The organism is Bradyrhizobium sp. SZCCT0153, from assembly GCF_018129995.1.
Classification (GTDB): domain Bacteria; phylum Pseudomonadota; class Alphaproteobacteria; order Rhizobiales; family Xanthobacteraceae; genus Bradyrhizobium; species Bradyrhizobium japonicum_G.
In genome coordinates this window covers 45793-62611 of the sequence record NZ_JAFCKS010000010.1, presented here as the reverse complement: position 1 = coordinate 62611, position 16819 = coordinate 45793, and the positions used below count along the sequence as shown (strand labels likewise).

The 16819-nt window shown below is 64.5% G+C and carries 18 protein-coding genes; 10 read left to right on the top strand and 8 right to left on the bottom strand.

The genetic code is table 11. The features are described from left to right. Nucleotides 1-5: 5 nt before the first annotated feature. A complete protein-coding gene (locus JQ572_RS30685) occupies nucleotides 6-1397 on the bottom strand; it encodes a cryptochrome/photolyase family protein (RefSeq protein ID WP_249129565.1) in 1392 nt (463 codons plus the stop codon). Between the two features lie 169 nt (nucleotides 1398-1566). On the opposite strand from JQ572_RS30685, the gene JQ572_RS30680 reads away from it, so the two are divergent. Next, nucleotides 1567-3297, top strand: a complete 1731-nt coding sequence (locus tag JQ572_RS30680; RefSeq protein WP_211386576.1) for a methyl-accepting chemotaxis protein — start codon at nucleotides 1567-1569, stop codon at nucleotides 3295-3297. Nucleotides 3298-3342: 45 nt separating this feature from the next. On the opposite strand, the gene JQ572_RS30675 is transcribed toward JQ572_RS30680, so the two are convergent. Beyond that, complete coding sequence (locus tag JQ572_RS30675; protein ID WP_194482323.1) at nucleotides 3343-4002, bottom strand: peroxiredoxin; 660 nt, start codon at nucleotides 4000-4002, stop codon at nucleotides 3343-3345. A gap of 379 nt (nucleotides 4003-4381) precedes the next feature. Here JQ572_RS30675 and JQ572_RS30670 point away from each other — a divergent pair, with 379 nt between their 5' ends. After that, complete coding sequence (locus JQ572_RS30670; protein WP_211386575.1) at nucleotides 4382-4948, top strand: hypothetical protein; 567 nt, start codon at nucleotides 4382-4384, stop codon at nucleotides 4946-4948. 40 nt (nucleotides 4949-4988) lie between these two features. Here JQ572_RS30670 and JQ572_RS30665 read toward each other — a convergent pair whose 3' ends face one another. The 5 genes from JQ572_RS30665 to JQ572_RS30645 form a co-directional block, all read right to left on the bottom strand. Then, nucleotides 4989-6854 (bottom strand): alkaline phosphatase family protein, encoded by a 1866-nt coding sequence (locus JQ572_RS30665; RefSeq protein WP_211386573.1) that lies wholly within the window; start codon nucleotides 6852-6854, stop codon nucleotides 4989-4991. A 141-nt stretch (nucleotides 6855-6995) separates the two neighbouring features. Beyond that, nucleotides 6996-7313, bottom strand: a complete 318-nt coding sequence (locus tag JQ572_RS30660; protein ID WP_211386571.1) for a response regulator transcription factor — start codon at nucleotides 7311-7313, stop codon at nucleotides 6996-6998. Between the two features lie 50 nt (nucleotides 7314-7363). Further along, nucleotides 7364-8587 (bottom strand): ABC transporter permease, encoded by a 1224-nt coding sequence (locus JQ572_RS30655; RefSeq protein ID WP_211386563.1) that lies wholly within the window; start codon nucleotides 8585-8587, stop codon nucleotides 7364-7366. Then, the gene (locus JQ572_RS30650; protein WP_211386562.1) at nucleotides 8584-9309 is read right to left on the bottom strand and encodes an ABC transporter ATP-binding protein; all 726 of its coding nucleotides are present in this window, start codon (nucleotides 9307-9309) and stop codon (nucleotides 8584-8586) included. Before JQ572_RS30650 ends, JQ572_RS30655 begins: the two co-directional genes overlap by 4 nt. Beyond that, nucleotides 9306-10736 (bottom strand): efflux RND transporter periplasmic adaptor subunit, encoded by a 1431-nt coding sequence (locus tag JQ572_RS30645; protein WP_211386561.1) that lies wholly within the window; start codon nucleotides 10734-10736, stop codon nucleotides 9306-9308. The genes JQ572_RS30650 and JQ572_RS30645 overlap by 4 nt, the downstream gene beginning before the upstream one ends. 600 nt (nucleotides 10737-11336) lie before the next feature. Here JQ572_RS30645 and JQ572_RS30640 point away from each other — a divergent pair. From JQ572_RS30640 to JQ572_RS30610, 7 genes are all read left to right on the top strand, one after another. After that, the gene (locus JQ572_RS30640; RefSeq protein ID WP_211386560.1) at nucleotides 11337-11990 is read left to right on the top strand and encodes a response regulator transcription factor; all 654 of its coding nucleotides are present in this window, start codon (nucleotides 11337-11339) and stop codon (nucleotides 11988-11990) included. Nucleotides 11991-12156: 166 nt separating this feature from the next. Further along, a complete protein-coding gene (locus JQ572_RS30635; RefSeq protein WP_211386559.1) occupies nucleotides 12157-12558 on the top strand; it encodes a curlin subunit CsgB in 402 nt (133 codons plus the stop codon). Nucleotides 12559-12680: 122 nt separating this feature from the next. Continuing rightward, a complete protein-coding gene (locus JQ572_RS30630; protein ID WP_211386557.1) occupies nucleotides 12681-13073 on the top strand; it encodes a curlin in 393 nt (130 codons plus the stop codon). Between the two features lie 32 nt (nucleotides 13074-13105). Further along, complete coding sequence (locus tag JQ572_RS30625; protein WP_211386715.1) at nucleotides 13106-13516, top strand: curlin; 411 nt, start codon at nucleotides 13106-13108, stop codon at nucleotides 13514-13516. A gap of 72 nt (nucleotides 13517-13588) precedes the next feature. Next, nucleotides 13589-14011: a curlin gene (locus JQ572_RS30620; RefSeq protein ID WP_262048930.1), complete on the top strand. Its 423-nt coding sequence runs from the start codon at nucleotides 13589-13591 to the stop codon at nucleotides 14009-14011. Between the two features lie 20 nt (nucleotides 14012-14031). Continuing rightward, entirely contained in the window at nucleotides 14032-14322 is a 291-nt protein-coding gene (locus JQ572_RS30615) for a hypothetical protein (protein ID WP_211386555.1), read from the top strand. Between the two features lie 343 nt (nucleotides 14323-14665). Next, a complete protein-coding gene (locus JQ572_RS30610) occupies nucleotides 14666-15127 on the top strand; it encodes a hypothetical protein (protein WP_211386554.1) in 462 nt (153 codons plus the stop codon). Between the two features lie 6 nt (nucleotides 15128-15133). Here the strand turns inward: JQ572_RS30610 and JQ572_RS30605 are convergent, their stop codons facing one another. Then, nucleotides 15134-15976, bottom strand: coding sequence for a GNAT family N-acetyltransferase (locus tag JQ572_RS30605; protein ID WP_211386553.1), 843 nt, complete (start codon nucleotides 15974-15976; stop codon nucleotides 15134-15136). 107 nt (nucleotides 15977-16083) lie between these two features. Between JQ572_RS30605 and JQ572_RS30600 the strand changes: the two genes are divergently transcribed. Then, on the top strand, nucleotides 16084-16788 hold the full coding sequence (locus tag JQ572_RS30600; protein WP_211386552.1) for an SDR family oxidoreductase: 705 nt from the start codon (nucleotides 16084-16086) through the stop codon (nucleotides 16786-16788). Nucleotides 16789-16819: the final 31 nt, after the last annotated feature.

Below are 16819 nucleotides of genomic sequence, written 5' to 3'. Positions count from 1 at the left end.
AACGCTCAACCTTTGCGGATCTTTGCGTAGGCGGCGAGCGCGCGCTCGCGTCCCTTGGCATGATCGACGATCGGTTGCGGATAGGTCTTGCCGAGCGTGACGCCGACGCTTGCCAGCTCGATCGGCGTTGCCTGCCAGGGCTGGTGGATCAGCTTGGCCGGAACGTCTTTCAGCTCCGGCACCCAGCGCCGAACGTAGGTTCCGTCAGGGTCGAACTTCTCGCCCTGGAGCGTTGGGTTGAAGACGCGGAAATAGGGTGCCGCATCCGCGCCGCAGCCGGCGACCCACTGCCAGTTGGCGGGATTGCTGCCGGCATCCGCATCGACAAGCGTGTCCCAGAACCAGCTCTCGCCGTCGCGCCAGTCGATCAGGAGGTGCTTGACCAGCAACGAGGCGACCACCATCCGAACCCGGTTGTGCATCACCCCGGTGTGCCAGAGCTGGCGCAGGCCGGCGTCGACGATGGGATAGCCGGTGCGCCCGTGCTGCCAGGCCGCGAGCGCCTTCTTGTCGCCTTTCCATGGGAAGCCGTCGAAGTTCGATTGCAGGTTTTCGGTCGCAAGGTCGGGGTGATCGTGAAGCAGGTGGCGGCAGAATTCGCGCCAGCCGAGCTCGCTCAGGAACTTGTCGACGCCGGATCCGATGGCAGGATTTTCCGCGGCGGCGAAGCGCGCGGCGTGCCAGACTTGGCGCGGGCTGAGCTCGCCGAACCTCAGATGCGGCGACAGGCTCGAGGTGCCTTCGCGATCCGGGCGGTCGCGATCGCCGATATAGCCGACTGCGGTGCGCTTGAGGAAGTCGCGCAGGCGGGCGCGGGCGGAGGCTTCGCCCGGGGTCCAGGTCTCGCGCAGGCCGCCGGACCAGTCGGGCTCGGTCGGCTCGAGCTTCCAGCTCTCCAGTGCGTCGCTGGCGAGCTTGGGCGCCGCGCGAAGCGCCTTCGGTGCCGGCAGGGGTTTTGGCGGGTCGCCGAGCGACAGCACGCGCCGCCAGAACGGCGTGAATACGCGAAGGCCGCGGCCTTCATTGTTGCGGATCGCCGCGGGCGGGACGAGCAAGTCGCCGGGGAAACTTTGCGAGTCCAGGCCGAGCTTTGCCAGCGTCGCTTCGAGCTGTTTCTCGATGGCCTGATGCGGCCTCTGCGCGATCCCGTTCCAGTAGACGGCGCCGGCTCCGCTCTCGCGGACCACCTCCATGATCACCCTGGCCGCCGGCCCCTTGCGCAGGATCAGCGATCCGCCGCGCGCGCCGATATCGGCGCCAAGTGCCCGCAGCGACTGCGCCAGCCACCAGCGTGCCGCGCCGCCCGGTGCGCGACCGGCGGCGTCATCCAGCACACAAAGGCAAATGACCGGCGCGCCGGTGTTGGCGGCGGCGTGGAGGGCGGGGTGGTCGGACAGGCGGAGATCATCGCGGAACCAGACGATGATGGGCGGCGGGCTTGGGGTGGTCAGGGGCGACCTCGTTTACAATCTGGAAAGCATTCCGCGCGGGGCGGTGTGAACCGCCGTTAATGCGGCCGTAAGCCGATTGCATCAATATGCAGGAATTCCAGGGGTAGTTCCATTCATGTCAAACCGTCCGACGGCGAAGTTCTTGCCGCAATTCAAGCTTGGCACCAAAGCGGTCCTATGCGCCGCGTTGCTGATCGCTGTGAATACAGCGCTCGTGGTCGGCGCCGGCTATTGGTCGCTCACCTCCGCTGTCAACGATCGTGCGCTCCGCGACATCGAGGTGAGTTTGCGCACGCTGGCGCTGGCCTTTGCCGAGGTCGTTCCCGACGCCAAGATCACGATGCGGGATGGCGCGGTCGCGCGCGCCGAGATTGCCAAGATGCCCGAGTTCAGGGATCACGCCATCGTCGATCGCGCGGTGTCCTATGTCGGAGGCAACGCCACCCTGTTCGTTTATGACGATGCGAGCGGGCAGTTCGTCCGCCGTTCGACCAACGTGAAGAAGGAAAACGGCGACCGCGCCGTCGGCACCCAGCTTGCCGCCGACCATCCGGCGCAAGCCGTCCTGCGCCGTGGGGAGGCCTACAAGGGCCCGGCCACGCTGTTCGGCAAATCCTTCATGACCGCCTATTTCCCGGTCGCAGATGCGACCGGCAAGGTCGTCGGCATTCTCTACGTCGGCATCCCGATGGCCCAGTTCGAGAGCATGCTGACCCAGGCGATCGAGAGCATGGCGATCGCCGCCGGGCTCGCCGCGCTGCTGGTGCTGATCCTCACCTTGCTGGTCGTCCGCCGTGTCACCAAGCCGCTCATCTCGGTCACGCGGTCGCTGACGGCGCTCGCCGAAGGCCAGAGCGACGTCACGATTGATTGCGAGGATCGCGCCGACGAGATCGGCGAGATCGCGCGCACGGTCGCGGTGTTCAAGAGCAATTCGCTGGAGCGGTCGCGCTTGCGCAGCGAGCACGCGGCGGCTTCGGCTGCAGCAATCGAGCAGCGCAAATCCGACCTGCGCAATTTCGTCGAGCAGTTCCGCGGCAGCGTCGGCGGCATCCTCGACAAGGTGCTGACATCGTCAGGCGAATTCGAACGGACGGCTCGGCAACTCACCGACACCGCACGCTCCACCGCCGATCTGTCGGCGCGGTCGGCCGGAGCTTCCGAAACTGCCTCCGGGCACGTGCGTTCGGCGGCGTCGGCCTCCGACGAGCTGTCTCAATCCATCTCCGAGATCACCCGCCGGGTGCAGGAATCGAACGAGATTTCCGCCGAGGCGGTGCGGCAGGCCGAGGCGACCGATCAGCGTATCGCGCAGCTTTCCGAGGCCGGGGCGCGCATCGGCGACGTCGTCAAGCTGATCACCTCGATCGCCGAGCAGACCAATCTCCTGGCGCTGAACGCCACCATCGAGGCCGCGCGCGCGGGCGATGCGGGCCGCGGTTTTGCGGTGGTGGCACAGGAGGTCAAGACGCTCGCCGGCCAGACCGCCAAGGCGACCGACGAGATCTCGAACCAGATCGCCAGCATGCAGCTTGCGACCGAGGAGTCTGTCGCCGCCATCAGGGCGATCAGCCAGACCATCGAGCGCATCAGCGGCATCGCCGGCTCGATCTCGGCTGCGGTGGAACAGCAGAAGAGCGCGACCCACAACATCGTGGCCAGCGTTCGTGCGGCCGTATCGGGCACCGCCGATGTCGCCGTCAACGTCCGTCACGCCGCCGAGGGCGCGAACGAGACGGGCGAGACTTCCAGCCGGATGTTTGCCTCCGCCCAGGCACTGTCGGGCGAGAGCCTGCACCTGAAGGCCGAGGTCGAGGGTTTCCTCGAGCGCGTGCACGCGGCGTAAGCTTATCGGGGCGATGCCGATGCACCGCCCCGAAATGATCGTGGGTTATTTCGGCTGCGGCACGATCCGGATGTAGGGCTTGGGTTCCTTCCAGCCCTGCGGGTAGATCGTCTTGGCCTCGTCGTTGGAGACCGAGCCCGCGATGATGACGTCGTCACCCTGCGACCAGTCGGCCGGCGTCGCGACGCGATGCTTGGCGGTGAGCTGGAGCGAGTCGATGACGCGCAGGATCTCCTGAAAATTCCGGCCGGTCGTCATCGGGTAGACCAGCACCAGCTTGATTTTCTTGTCCGGTCCGATGATGAAGACGTTGCGGACGGTCTGGTTGTCGGCCGGCGTGCGGGTGAGGGGATCGCCCGAGGTCGAAGCCGGCAGCATGCCGTACAGCTTCGAGACGTTGAAGTCGGTGTCGCCGATCATCGGATAGTTCGGAGCCGCGCCTTGCGTCTCCTTGATGTCTTCGGACCATTTGGAATGGCGGTCGACTGGGTCGACCGAGAGGCCCATCAGCTTGACTCCGCGCTTGTCGAATTCCGGCTTCAGCTTGGCGAGAGCGCCGAGCTCGGTCGTACAAACCGGCGTGAAGTCCTTGGGGTGCGAGAACAGCAGGGCCCAGCTGTTGCCGATCCAGTCGTGGAACTTGATCTTCCCCTCGGTGGTTTCGGCTTCGAAGTCGGGCGCGGTGGCGCCAATCGGAAGTGTCATGGTTCTACCTCATCGCATTGAATTTACTTGGGAATTAACCTTTTCCGTCACGGGCAGTATAGGGGGTCGTCGCGCTCAAGTGAACCGCTTCAAGTAAAATGTGAATTCATTCCCTGAAGGGCCCATTTCCTAGCACCTTTCTGTTACAGCGGCGCCTGCGGCGAACACCTCCACCGGAGCCGCACGGTCTCGATTGCCCCGATAAAGCCTTTTATGACCCGCATCACGCTCGCCCGACGTTCGATAAAACCAAAGCGGACCTGACAGCGACCAATTGGCAACCATTGAGAAAAGTCGCGATCCCCGTATCGAATCGTTAACCACCCCTTTACGTCCGCATGAAAATGCTGGTCGATCAGAAGAAATCTGGAAGTGAACTATGTCTGCCGCAGTGCCGAAGTCCGTTGAGTCGCCGTCCCTCGAACCGTCCTGCCGCGATACCGCGGCCCATGCCCTGACCATCGTGCGCGATGGTGTGATCACGGGCGAAGGCCCGACCACCAGGGGGCGGGTCCACTTTTCCCGCTCGCTCGATGCCGATGACACCGCCTGGTGCACGCGTATCCTGACCGCCACGGCCGTCAACGACCAGCCGATCAGCCGCGCCGAAGCCGAAGCGCTGTTCGAGATCAATGAAGCCGCAACCGAGCGCTCCGATGGCGGCCGGTTCGACGACCTGCTCGCCAAGGCCGTCGCTCACTACGCCGCAAGCGCCTCGGGGCTGAAGGTGCCGCCGCGCAGCGTCGCGCTGTCGGCCGACATCGAGAGCTGGGCGCCGACCTACGCCTCCAAGGTCAACAGCGAGATGCTGGAGTGGATCGCCGGCCAGATGCGCGGCAAGCGCCAGAACAACCGTCGCCTGATGGCGATGGTGGCGACCTTCCTCGGCGCCACCGCGCTGCCTTTGGCGGGCCAATTGCCGAACGTGTTCGACATCGGCATGTGAGATTCTGCGCCTCTCGCGAGGAGCATTTTGAGCGGCGGGGTTATTTCCCCGCCGTTTTTTGTTTGCCGGCATCCGCCTCGAGCCCGAGTGTGCGGCCCGGGAAGCCGGCGGCGTCGAAATAGCGCTGGCTGCCGACGCGCTGGAAATTCAGCACGGTGGTCAGGCCGCCCTCGGCGGGCTTGGATTTCATCGTGCCGGCATAGGCTTTCGGCACGGTGCCGTTGGGCATGGCCTCCGATATCACGCGGCCGACCAGGTCTCCCTTCTCCGAGGCGCGCAGCCCCATCAGCCGGGCGGCCGTCATGCCGACATCGGCATTACTGACCGGGATCGCGCTGACATAGCCGGCTTTGAAGTCCGGGCCGATGGCGGCCATGAAGTTCATGGTGTCGCCGCGGCTGAAGCTGCCATGCATGCCCTGGCCCTGTCGCAAGACGGTGTCGGCGACCTGCACCGAGCAGTTGGTCGGCGCCTCGCCGCAATCGCTGGCATAGGAGCGGAAGTTGACAACGATCGCGGGTGTCGGCGTCGCCGACTTGCCGCGCAGATTGATGCTCGACAGCGGCAGCGTGCCGGGGATGCGGCCGAGCGAATCGTCGACGAACAGGCCGGAGACGTAGTCCTGCTCGAGCAGCGCCTTGACGGTCTTTGCCGCGAGCTTCTTGTCCTTGTTCGGCAGATAGATCAGGTCGGAGCCGCCATTGGTGGCAACGACGAGGTCGGGCTTGGTCGGATCCTTTCCGAGCACGCCGTTGCCGGCCTTCGGATGCTTGTTGCCCTCGATCTTTGCGTTCTTGTCGTTGGGGTCGAACAGCGGCAGCTCGAGCGCCTTGGCGAGGTCGAGCGCCAGGAAGCCCATCGGCAAGAAGTCCTTCGGCGTGTCGTCGTAGCTGAGCTTGGCCGAGGGGCTGGTCTTGCTTTCCTTGGAGATGGTCGAAAAGCCATGGTCGGCCTGGACCATGATGTTGGTGTTGGCGGCGAGCCCGAGCTCGTCCAGCGCCTTGCGGATCTGGGCGAGGTTGTTGTCGGCGTTCCTGATGCCGGCCATCGAGGTCGGGCCGTTGATGCCGGGCTTGATCTGGTTGAGGCTGTCGCCGGTGTTGTGCTGGCTGCCATCAGGGTCGCGCGACCAGAACACCAGCACGAACGGCTTGTTGCGCGCCTTGAACATCGGCAGCACCACCTTGGCGGCGACGTCGGCGAAATAGGCCTGCTGCGCGACGTTGGCCACTGTGGTGCCGGGCGTCTTGGCGTCGCCGGCCTTGCTGTTGTCGCCGCGCGGCGGGGTGGCGAGGGGCAGGCCCGCCTTGGTCAGCGCGTCCTTCACCTCGTCCGACAGCGCCACACCGTTCTTGCCGCCGGTGGAATCGTCGAACACGACCGAATGCAGGCCGGCCTTTTCGGGCTTGTCCGTGTGGTCGAACTGGTAGGTCGGACCGACCTTGCCGATCGCCGCCGTGCTGAGGCCCTTGTCGCGGGCCATCTTCAGAATGGTCTCTTCGTTGAGATAGTCGCCCTTGAAATGCTCGTCGATGTCGCCGAGCACGGCATCGTTCTCGATGAAGGGTACTACGGTGTCGCCGGCAGGCACGGAGGTGTAATTCGTCCAGATCGTGTTGGAGAACACGCCGGTATCGCCGAGATAATGGCCGGTCGACATAGCCGAGCCGTTGGCCATGGTGAAGGTCGGGAAGAGCGAGTGCGGGTTCTTGAAATTGACGCCCTTGTCGCGGACCTCGGCCATTGCCGGTGCGGTCTCGGGCGTGACCTTCAGCGCGCGCAGGCCGTCGGGGATGAACAGGATCAGGTTACGGGGCGTGTTGTTCTGGGCGGAGGCAGGTCCACTTGAAAGTCCGGTGGACAGCACTGTCAGTCCGGCGGACAGCAACACCAGTGAGCGGCGCATCAAATTTCTCCCTGCCTGCGATGAGGCGGCTTGGCGGCCGACCGCGGCCCCCCGCCATCGTTTAGTTTTGCTGCATGACAGTTTTGTTACAAGAGCGGCGACGCATGCAAGAGGGACAGAGAGGGTGGGATGAGCCGGCCGTCACTCCGGCGCCGTCAGCACCCGGGGATTTTGTGCGAGCACCTGCGCAGGTTTCGCCGCCGGCGGGTAGCCTTCTGTGCTGCCCGGATCGAGCCACAGCGATGGCGGCGCTGCCTGCAGCGCAAAAATGATCGCGATCTGGGTCCGGTTATGGAGGCGGTACTTGCGCATGATGTTGCCGATATGGGCCCGCACCGTGTTTTCCGAGATCTTGAGCTCGTAGGCGATGTTCTTGTTCTGCATCCCCCGCGCGATCAGCATCATCAGCTCGCGCTCGCGTGGAGTTGGTGTGATCGAATCTTTTGGATCCGGGCTCATGACTAGCTCCTCCGTGGCCTTTTGGTTGATGCGAACACCCCAGCATGTTCTCACTCCGTCTTCAGTGCCTCGATCGGACTGAGCTTGGACGCCTTGTGCGCGGGATAGAAACCGAAGGTGAGGCCGGTCGCGATCGAGAAGACCAGGGCGAGGCCAATCGCTTCGCCGTCGATCGAGGTGATCCAGCCGGCCATGCGTGCGACCGTCATCGAGAGCGTGACGCCACCGGCGACGCCGATGATGCCGCCGAGAAGGCAGAGGACGAGCGCCTCGCAGAGAAACTGGAGGCGGATGTCGCGCATCCGCCCGCCAAGCGCGCGGCGGATGCCGATTTCGCGGGTGCGCTCGGTGACCGACACGATCATGACATTCATGATGCTGATGCCGCCGACCAGCAGCGAGACCGAGGCGATGGCGACGAGCAGGAGCGCGACGGTGCGGATTGCTCCCTGCTGCGCCTCCATGGCCGCGGCCGGATCCTGGACCTTGAAGTCGTCCTCCTGGCCGGCGAGAATCCGATGCCGCTGCCGCAGCAGGTTCTCGATCTCGGATCGCGCCCCCGCCATCTGACTGTCGGCGGTCACCTTCGCGATGATGTAGGCGACCGAATCCCGGTTGATGTTGCTCGCGCTGCCGAGAAAGCGCAGCTTGGCCGTGGTCAGGGGCACGAAGGCGACGTCATCCTGGGCGGGTCCCTTGCGATCGAGAACGCCGACCACTTCGAGCGGGACCTTCATGATCCTGACCTGCGCGCCGATCGGGTCGGCGCCAGGCGCGAACAGCTCACGTGCGACCGTGCTTCCGAGCACAACGACCTTTCCGGCGCCGGCCTCCTCGGTGGCGGAGAAATAGCGTCCGGACGCAAGCTGCCAGTCGCGCACCATGAAGTGCCCGGTGGTCGTGCCGTTGATCGTCGTATTCCAGTTCTTGCTCTCGTGGATGACCTGCGCGGTTCCGGCGATCGAGCCGGCGGCGGCCTGGATCTCCGGGATCTGCTCGAGGATGGCCTGCACGTCGCTTTCCGTCATCGTCAGCTTGCTGCCTTCCTTGAGGCGCACGCCGCCCTGGTAGACCGCGCCCGGCGTGATCATCAGCACGTTGGCGCCGATCGAGCGGATCTGTTCCTGGAGACGAAGTTGTGCGCCGGCGCCGATCGCGAAGACCGTCACGATCGACGCGACGCCGATCACGATGCCGAGCATGGTGAGGAAACTGCGCAGCGGGTTGAGGCGCAGCGCGTGCAGTGCGATCTGGAAGCCTTGAAGCATCGTCATGGCGCAACGCTCCGTTTCGCCGGCACCAAGGCTGGCGTTTCGTCGCTGACGAGCTCGCCGTCATGGAGGCGGATCGTGCGCCTGCACTGCGTTGCGATGCCGGGATCGTGCGTGATCATCACGATGGTCTGGCCGGACCGGTTGAGTGCGGCTAATAGCGCCAGGATCTCGGCACCGGTGCGGCTGTCGAGCGCCCCGGTCGGCTCGTCGGCAAGCACGATCAGGGGCGAGGCGATCAACGCGCGGGCGATCGCTACGCGTTGCTGCTCGCCGCCCGAGAGCTGGCGTGGAAAATGACTTGCCCGGTGCAGCATGCCAACCGCTTCCAGGCTCTGCTCGGCGCGCGTCAGGCGCTCCTTGCGACCCACGCCGCAATAGACGAGCGGAAGCGCGACATTCTCGATGGCATTGTGGCGCGCGAGAAGGTTGTAGGACTGGAATACGAAGCCGATGCTGCGAGCCCGCAGCGACGACCTGCGGTCCTCCGAGAGCTCGGCGACATTTGCTCCCTCGAGATAGATCGCGCCCTCGCTCGGCAGGTCGAGCAGGCCGATCATGTTCATGAGGGTCGACTTGCCGGAGCCGGATGGTCCCATCACGGCAAGGATCTCGCCCGGGTCGATGTCGAAGCTGACGTTGCGGACTGCGGTCACCGCGATCCCGTCCGCGCGATAGGTTCTGCACACCGATCGCAGGCTGATGAGGGGCAGGAGGCCTGTCATGATCCAAACCTGATTCCAAAGAATTCGATGCCCGCCGGCCGGATGGCCTGTCCGACCACGACCTGGCTGCCTTCGGTGAGCTCACCGCTCTTGAGCGCGACCTGTTCCGCGCCCGAAGTGCCTACGGTCACAGGGATGCGCCGAAGCGAGCCGCTGGCGGTGCGCACCCACACGCCGCTGCGTGCCGAAGCCGTGTCCGGGCGCGTGCCCGACGGCTGGAAGCGCAGGGCGGCGAGCGGCACTCGCAGCACGTCGTCCTGCCGTTCGATCACGATCTTCACGAGGGCCGTCATGCCGGGAAGCAGCGCGCCGTCGAGATTTGAGGTTGCCAGGACGACGGTATAGGTCACCACATGCTGCTGGTTCTGCGGTGCCTTGCGCACCTGCCGGACCGTCGCTTCGAAGCGACGGTCGGGATAGGCATCTACCGTGAAATGAGCGCGCTGGCCGGACGCGATACGTCCGATATCAGCTTCGTCGACCTGTGCGTGGATCTCCATGTCCTCGAGGCGGTGGGCGACCACGAAGGTCGTTCGCGATTCGAGGCCGACCGCCAGCGTCTGACCTTCGTTGACGAACCTGCCGACCACGACGCCATCGATCGGCGAGCGGATCACGGTGCGATCAAGATCGGCCTGGGCGGCCGCAAGCACGGCTGCTTTCTCCGGGACGGCCATTCTGGCCTGTTCCAGCTCGGCCTCGATCCGGCGCACGTCGGCCTGCGCGCCGTCCACCGAGTAGGCGTTCAGGGACATCAGGACATCGGCCTCTCGCTCCTGGGCCAGCCGCGCGGTGAATTCCGTCTGGGCGTCGTCGACCGCCGTGACTGCAACCACATTCTGCGACTGAAGCGCGAGTTTGCGCTGCAACGTCTTCTGCGCCGAGGCCTTGAGTGCCTGTGCGCTTTCGAGCTTGGCCGCCAGGACCTCCCGGCTCCCCCTCGCGTTCTGCAGATCGATCCTGGCGCGGTCGAGCTTGGCCCGCTCCAGGTCGACGAAGGAGTTGGCCACCTCCACCGCCGCCTTGGCCTCGTCGACCTTGGCCGCGAAGCTGCGGGGATCGATCAGGGCGAGCGGCTGGTCCTTGGCGACGGTATCGTTGAAATCGACGTAGACCCGCGCGAGCTGGCCTGACAATTGTGAGCCGACCTCGATCGTCTTGACCGGTTGCAGGGCACCCGTGACGGTGACGGTCTGCTCGATGCTGCCGCGCTGGATCGCGGCGTAGCGGAACACCGGCGCGTCCACTCCGAACGTGGGGGCTTCGTGCCCGGACGGCACAAGGAGCCGCTTTGCCGACTGGTACGCGCGAACCGCCGCGTCCGCCGTACTCGCCGTGGCTCCTGCGATGATCGCCGGTTGGATGCCGCAGATGGCGGCGAGACCGGTTGTGGTTCCGAGCAAGAGAATGACTGTCACAAATCGCATATCAAAAACCCGCCTCTTGAAATGATTGGGGGCGGAAAACCGAATATCGCACTATGGTTGTATCGCGCTGTGGTTGTATATCGCCAGGGGCAATATCCAGCGTCTCGACAATATGTCGTCGTTCTTAGTGCGACGGACGGGTGCGCTCCATGATCCAGAAGTAAAGTCCGCGCGTGCGCCTTTTCGTGATTTGCGCGAAACGTATACCGAGCGTATCGAAAAGGTGCGCGCGGTATCGAACTCGATAAGCTGACTGAACGTCCCGTCTGGACTGCCGGAAGCGGCTGCCAGTCGGCGCATGAGTGGCGACGCCATGATGCAGCTGCCGATATCGCGGCCGGAACGCCTGCTTGCCGCATTGTCGTTACGGCGCTTCGCCGTGGCACCGCAGATGGCGACGTCGAAACCCTCCGATCACGAAGCTCGATATGTGAACGCCTTCACTCGCGTCGGCCGGATGTTGGTCGTAAGACGTGGAGCCGGCGAGCCGACACGACTCGGCCGATTCGCGCCGCTGCCCTCAAGCACCTTGTGTCGCTTGCAAGAACAATGGATGGCTCGTTGCTAAATCAGCGAGCGCCAGGTCCGGAGTCTTTCGCAATGAGTTCAAATCAGGCCACAGTTTATGTCGTTGACGACGAAATCCAGATACGAAGCGCAATTGGCAGCCTTTGCGAAGAGACCGGACATCAGGTGAGGCTGTTTGCCTCGACGGATGAATTCCTCACCGAGAGTCTTTCGGACGGTCCTTCATGCCTCGTGCTCGACGTTCGCTTTCCCGGCACGTCGCCGACCGGGCTCGAGCTTCAGCGCAGGCTCGCTGAATCGGGTGTGGCGATACCGATCGTCTTCATCAGCGGCCATTCGGACGTGCGCGTCTCCGTCGAGGCCATGAAGCGCGGCGCGGTCGAATTTCTACCAAAGCCCTTCCGCGAACAGGAGATCCTCGATGCGATCAGGCACGGCATCGAGCGCGATCGCAGGCGCATGGAGCGGGAAGATGCGGTGCGGGAGGCTCGCCAGCGCATCGAGACTCTGACGGCGCGGGAGCGGGAGATCATGCTGCTGATGGCGGAGGGGCTGGTCGCCAAGCAGATTGCAGCAAAGCTCCAGCTCAGCGAAGTGACGGTCAAGGTGCATCGCGCCAGGATGATGCGAAAGCTCGAACTGCGTTCACCGATCGAAGTGGCGCGGCTGATCGACAGCATGGCGCATGAGACGGCGCGGAGCGGTGCGAACCAGTCGCAAGCCTAGGCTCGCGTGTGCCGACGTGCCGCACATCGTCTAGTCCGTACCGCCTAGCATGAACTGCAGTCTGTCGCGCGCCGTAAGACCGGTTCAGAGTGATCCCACGATGTCGACCTCCTCCAGGACCGGCATCTCACACCAGTCAGACAACTTGGTTAGAAAGGGATATTCCATGCGCAAGTTTATTTTTGCTTCCGTTGCCCTGTTCGCTCTGTCCTCCGCAGCCCAGGCCGCCAACACCTCGACCACGGTGCAGGTCGGCGTCGTCAACGGCTCGAGCGTCACGCAGAACGGCCTCACAAACGACAGCTCGTCGACCACCCAGCTCGGCATCCTGAACAGCGCGAGCACCATGCAGGGCACGAGCTCGCCCTCGCTCAACAACGCGAGCTCCGTGAACCAGATCGGCGTGCAGAACTCGGCGGCCACCGGCCAGGTAGCCTTCGGCAACAACACCAGCGGCATCACCCAGAATTCGTTCGGGCCCGCTGCGCTCCAGAACAACTCAGCTGCCGTCGGTCAGCTCAGTGGTTTCGGGGTCAACTCGAGCACCGTCTCGCAGACGGCGCACTAAGCCAGCCCTGTTTGGCCGGGCGCGTCACATTGCGACGCGTCCGGGCCATTCTCGCAAACACCGCAATCAGGCCGGTGGACCACGTCAGGAATCGCAGGCCGACCTTCGCGGAGGAAATGACAATGCAGACCAGATTTCTCGTCGCGGCGACCGTCACGCTCAGCATGCTGACTGCTGCCGATGCCCAGGCCGGCAACACGGCCAGCGTGCTGCAATTTGGCACGACCAACAACTCCTTCATTTCCCAGAGCGGTTCGACGAACAACAGCGCCACCACGCTGCAGTTCGGCGCGACCAACCAGGCGACGACCGTACAGACGGGATCATTGGCGACCGTCAACACGCTGGTGATCGGGCAGGGCGGCACCACCGCGACTGCATCCAACACCGCGCTGGCTGGCCAGGTCGGCGGCTCCAATTCAAGCCTGATCGGCCAGATCGGTGCGAACAACGCCGCCGGAGTGGCCCAACTCGGAATCCTGAACGGCTCGACGATTCTTCAGCAGGCGCCATGATCCCGTATCCATTTTCAGTTGCGAGGCATGTCATGAGGACATTTTCAGGCGTCGCGTGCGGTGCCTTTGTCGGCCTTTTTTTCATACCCATCGGACCCGCCGTCGCGCAGACCGCAGACATCAAGACCATCGTGTCGGTCGGCGGACCTCCCGTTATGGTCAACCAGAATAGCCAGCTCAACATGGCAGGCGTGTTCATGATCGGCGGCAGCACCAGCGCGACCGTGGTCCAGAACGGCACCAACAACGCCACCGGGATCCTGCAATTTGGAGGAACAAATTCGGCTTCGGTCGGGCAGGCGGGCGTGAACAATTTCGCCTTTGTCGGCCAGACCGGCCAATCGGCGACGAGCCTCGTGTCTCAGCTCGGCACCATGAACACAGGGGCGATCGCGCAATTTGGCGCGGTCAACTCGTCGATCATCGTTCAAAACAGCCCCTGAGACGTGCGCGAGCGCACCGGCACCTGATGTGAACGGGGAACGGCGATGAGATGCGGCAGGCAAGCTTTGGCGATGATCGCTGCATTCGCGACCATGGGCGCGGTGACCGAAGCATCCGCTGGGTCGGTACAGCGCAGCGTGACCAACAGGAACGTCAGCATCGAGACGGTCGTGGAGTTCGGCAACAATGTGCAGCCGGTCACGATCGAGCAGAGCAGCCGCATTAATATCGCACGGGTCATCGAGATTGGCGGGACCGGGACGGTCGATGCGACCATTGTCCAGAACGGGACACGCAACTATGCCAATGTGATCCAAATGGGCGGCACGACCAACGCGCTGATCGGCCAGTCCGGCACGAGCAACACCGCCGAGATCACTCAGATCGGCAATTCGACCAATGCGCTCCTGCTTCAGGTGGGCGACATGAACACCGGAGCTGTCAGCCAGTTTGGACGTTTCAACTGGCTGGCCATATTTCAGTTCGGACGATGATCGAGACGAAGAGGTGTGACATGAAGTTTCTCCTGCTCGCATCCGGAATGGGCCTGATGACTGCAATTGCGATGGCGCCGGCCGGGGCCGGCGAGTCCGGCGACGGCCATACCACCGTGGTCCAGGACGAGAACGGGACAGCGGTGATCACGCAAAGCGGCGATCCGGCTCAGGCAGAAGTCAGGATCGACAAGGAACCGGGCCGGACAACGGTCTATCGCCGCAGCGGCGGCAACACCGCGGTCGTATCGCAAGGCACCGGGAATGCCCAGGACATGCTGGATTGGCTGCACAAGCATCAGGGCCGCTGATGCGCGAAGGCCCATCGCCCGTGCGGACGACGGGCCTTGCGAGACGCCCGGTCTGTCAGTTGCGATAGAGGCTGGTCAGCGTGCCGTTGTTGTTGCAATGGGGCGGCGTTCCGGCTGCGTTCGCCTGACGCGATCAACTCCGATCAACTGGTTATGAGGTTCGCGTTCCACGGAGCGAAGTGCTTGAAACAGGCCTGGAATTTGGGCGTTCTGCCGCACCCCGTTCCCCGTTAATCCCGTGCCTTAACCAATAATTAATTATACGTTTGCGGCTGGGTGACGGCCCGGCCTAGCGTGCGGTGGGGAGCCGCTATCCGCGAAGCCAAACCAGTTGGTGCGTATCATGATGTCCAGATCAGATGGCAAATCACTTGGGGCGTTGCTCGCCTCGCTCAGCGCAGCCGCGCTGCTCCTTGCCCCCGGCGACAGTTTTGCACGACCTGGCGGCGCTGCGCCGCATGGCGTCGTGACCGCTGCCGCGCCACCGGCGGCAGCGCGTGCCGCGATTTCGCCGGGCGCCCGGTTCCGCGGACGCAACACGCCCTGGGTCTACTGGCCGGGCGGCGGCGGGTTCTTCTACGACAATGCAGGCTACAGCCACCCGTTCGCCGATGCCGGGCAGCCGGTCCCCAACGACGTGCGCTACACCTACACGTATGACGTTCCCTGGGACTGGACGCATCGCTTCCCGCCGAACGTCGTGCCGTCCGACCGGCCCTATGTGCCGAGCTGTCCGACGGAACAGGTGACCGTGCCCGGCCGCGGTGGCGGCGAGCACACCGTCAACATCATGCGCTGCTACTGATCGGCGCTAGCCCAGCTCAAAACTGGTCACGCCGAAAACGCGGTCGATCCGCAGTGGCGGGACCGGTCCGGTATACATCCGCGCCGTCTCGAACACCGGCTTGAGGCCGAGCGACTCCGCGAGCGCAATCGCTTCGCGATTGACGGCGGGGAGGTCGAGGAAGATTTCGCCGCCGCCCGCGCTTGCCAGCAGGCCGTGCAGCAGCGTCTGCGCTGCCGCGCGATCGTCGGCGACGAGCGGGCCGATCTTGCGGCCCGTCCGGCAAGGCCGAATCACGCCCCATGCGGCCAGCTTGCCATCGCGCACAAGAGCACGGCCGATATGGCCGTGCGTGTTGGTCCATGCACGCAGGAAGGCGCTGCGCGGAGCCGGAAAGACGGTCGCGTCGTCGGCTTCGACGAGCGCGAACGGGATCGCGCCCAGCGCAACGACATCGGCCGGCGGTCTCTGCGGGGCGGCGACGTCACCGCCATAGCGGATATTTGCGTAAGCCAGCTGGAAGCCGGACTTTCTGTAATTGTCCTGCTGCGCCACGACGCCGTCGAGGCCGATCACACGGGCCCCTGCATGCGCGATCGCTGCATTCCAGATGCGCAGGCCGTGGCCCGCGCCGCGAAAGCCCGAGCGCACGATGTAGAAGCCGAGGAAGGCGAAGCGGTCATCGTAATTGACGCATGAGACTGTCGCCACCGGCTCGCCGTCGACCTCGCCGACGAAGAAGCCTTTCGCGTCCGGGATCGCGAAACATGCGGCATCGCCAAGGCCCGGATTCCAGCCCTCGACCGCGGCCCAGTCGGCGGCGATGGCGATCTCCTCGGGGCGCAAACTGCGGATATGCAAATCGCTCATGATGGATACCTTCGGCGGTGGACCTGCCGGCGGGTCAGGCGGTAGAAAGCCGCATGATAGGCCGGGCCTGCGGCTCGCCTCAACGATATCACAGAGGATCATTGGTCATGGCAGCAGAGAAGGTCGCACTCGTTACCGCCGGCGGAAGCGGCATGGGGGCAGGGGCTGCGCGGCGGCTCGCGGCCGACGGCTTTCGCGTCGCCATACTGTCGTCCTCCGGCAAGGGCGAGGCGCTGGCAGCCGAGCTCGGCGGGCTCGGTGTGACCGGCTCGAACAAGTCGAACGACGATCTGAAGCGCCTCGTCGATGGCGCGATGGCGAAATGGGGACGCATCGACGTGCTCGTCAACAGCGCCGGCCACGGCCCGCGCGCGCCGATCACGGAGATCACCGACGAGCAGTGGCACACCGGCCTCGACACCTATCTGCTCAACGTCATCCGTCCGACCCGGCTGGTGACGCCGGTGATGGCGGCACAGAAGGCAGGCGCCATCATCAACATCTCGACCGCCTGGGCGTTCGAGCCGAGCGCGATGTTTCCGACCTCGGCGGTGTTCCGGGCAGGCCTTGCCGCCTTCACCAAGATATTCGCCGACACTCATGCGGGCGATAACATCCGCATGAACAACGTGCTGCCCGGCTGGATCGACAGCCTGCCGCAGCTGGATGCACGCCGCGACAGCGTGCCGATGAAGCGCTACGGCAAGGTCGAGGAGGTCGCTGCGACGGTCGCCTTCCTGGCGTCCGACGGCGCGGCCTACATCACCGGCCAGAACATCCGCGTCGACGGCGGACTGACGCGCTCGGTTTGAGCCAGACGGATCCGAATCGCTTCCAGCGGCG